The sequence below is a fragment of the Anabaena sp. FACHB-1391 genome, from assembly GCF_014696755.1.
In the GTDB taxonomy this organism is placed as follows: domain Bacteria; phylum Cyanobacteriota; class Cyanobacteriia; order Cyanobacteriales; family Nostocaceae; genus Dolichospermum; species Dolichospermum planctonicum.
Map to the genome: position 1 here is coordinate 1 of NZ_JACJQS010000088.1, position 1,721 is coordinate 1,721.

A 1,721-nucleotide genomic window follows, 5' to 3' on the forward strand; every position below is an offset into this window, starting at 1 on the left:
CCCAACATCAAACCCTCGAACAACCAACCAGTACAGCTACAGGATCAGCTATTTCCAAAATCACTGGTAATATTACTACTCCAAACACATCATCAGATGTAAAAAATCCCACAATAACTCAAGAAAAACCCATTTGTAAAGATACTCCAAGATCAACGGTTAATCATTCCCCGGAGCTTGTTAAACCGGAAAAAGAGAACAACCCAACTCCCACAAAATCGGAAAAATCTAGTAGTATAGTTAACACCACAATTCAATCTACCCAACATCAAACCCCTTTTCCCACTCCTATTCCCAAACAACCAGATAATTTAAAACCTAGTGAAGCACTGTTAATAGGACAAGAATCACAAAACCCCAAAACTTTCACAACCAGCAGTTTCCGTAACTTTGTGTTATCCCCTTTAGGTATCGGTTCAATGCTGTCGCTATTATTGACAACCCTGACCTTGGGTTATTTAGTCCTAAACTCCAAAAATTTACCTTTCGATTTTAGCAACTTATTTAACAGTAATTCGCCACGTACCACGAAAAATACTGAATGAATAGACCATAATTCCCAATCTACTACTAAACCAAAAACCACACTTATACCCAAGTATCCTAATTTAGCGACTCAGGAATTTCGACAACTCGCAAGATACCAAAGACATAGTAGATTTAACGCCAAAAGTCAAACCAACCCCAGAAATTACCAGCAACAATTCCCAAAATTAAGATACTATAGAAAGTGTGGCCTTGCTGATAGCAATCTTCGCGTCTTGGCAAAAAACATAATTTATATCGCCATTGTGCAGCATAATCCTGAAATTTCTGGCATTTCCACAAAAAACCAGTCTTATAGTCCCGTAAATGGTCAAGGGAAAACCAATATGGAAGTTATCAAACGTATTCTGAGGCTAATTCGTGCTGATTTTAATAGTCTAGTTAGCAATTCAGAAGATCCAGAAAAAATTCTGGAAAAAACTTTCATGGAAATGCAAGATAATTTGGTACAATTACGTCAGAGTGTAGCTCAAGCGATCGCCACGCAAAAGCGCACAGAACGCCAAGCAGCCGCTGCGGAATCCCAAAGCGAAGAATGGTATCGTCGCGCTCAATTATCCCTCCAGCAGGGTAATGAATCTCTAGCACGGGAAGCCCTTACCAAACGTAAATTTTACCAAGAAACTGCCACAACCTTAATCAGCCAAATTGATCAGCAAAAAGATGTAGTGACCAAGTTGAAGCAGGATATGCGGACTCTAGAATTAAAATTGGCTGAGGTAAAAACCAAAAAAGATATGTATATCGCTCGCGCACGTTCGGCCGAAGCTTCCTATCGGCTTCAAGAAATGCTGAGTGGAGTTTCTCATCAATCTGGTTTAAGCGCATTAGAACGAATGGAAGAAAAAATTTTACAGATAGAAGCAAGATCAGAAGTTATTAATCAATTGGGTGGTAATGATCTGGAAAAAAAATTTGCATCCTTAGACTCTCATAATCATATTGATACAGAACTAGCAGCTATGAAAAATTATATTCTCAATCAAGGAGAAAATCCGCAGCCAGATCATAATTTACCCAATTTACCCAATTTACCCAAAACACCCGAACCATAAGTTGGAGGGGTTAATATAGCCGTATATACTTGAATCAGGTACGAAAATTAGGAAAACCGCTGATACAAACTTAATTTTACTCCTTTCCTTGTCTTCTTTCTCCTGACTTCTGACTCCTGA

General features: G+C 38.6%; 1 protein-coding gene and 1 pseudogene. Both read left to right on the plus strand.

Features of this window, described 5'->3' with window-relative positions:
- A pseudogene (locus H6F62_RS20300) lies at positions 1-545 on the plus strand (hypothetical protein); the annotation flags it as partial.
- A 327-nt stretch (positions 546-872) separates the two neighbouring features.
- Positions 873-1,601 carry a PspA/IM30 family protein gene (locus tag H6F62_RS20305; protein WP_190372840.1) on the plus strand — a complete coding sequence of 243 codons (729 nt, stop codon included), beginning with the start codon at positions 873-875 and terminating at the stop codon, positions 1,599-1,601.
- The last annotated feature ends 120 nt before the right edge of the window (positions 1,602-1,721 follow it).

What these genes read in the sequence shown, in the direction of transcription:
- H6F62_RS20305 (WP_190372840.1), top strand. Translation starts at nt 873, where the DNA reads ATGGAAGTTATCAAACGTATTCTGAGGCTAATTCGTGCTGATTTTAAT.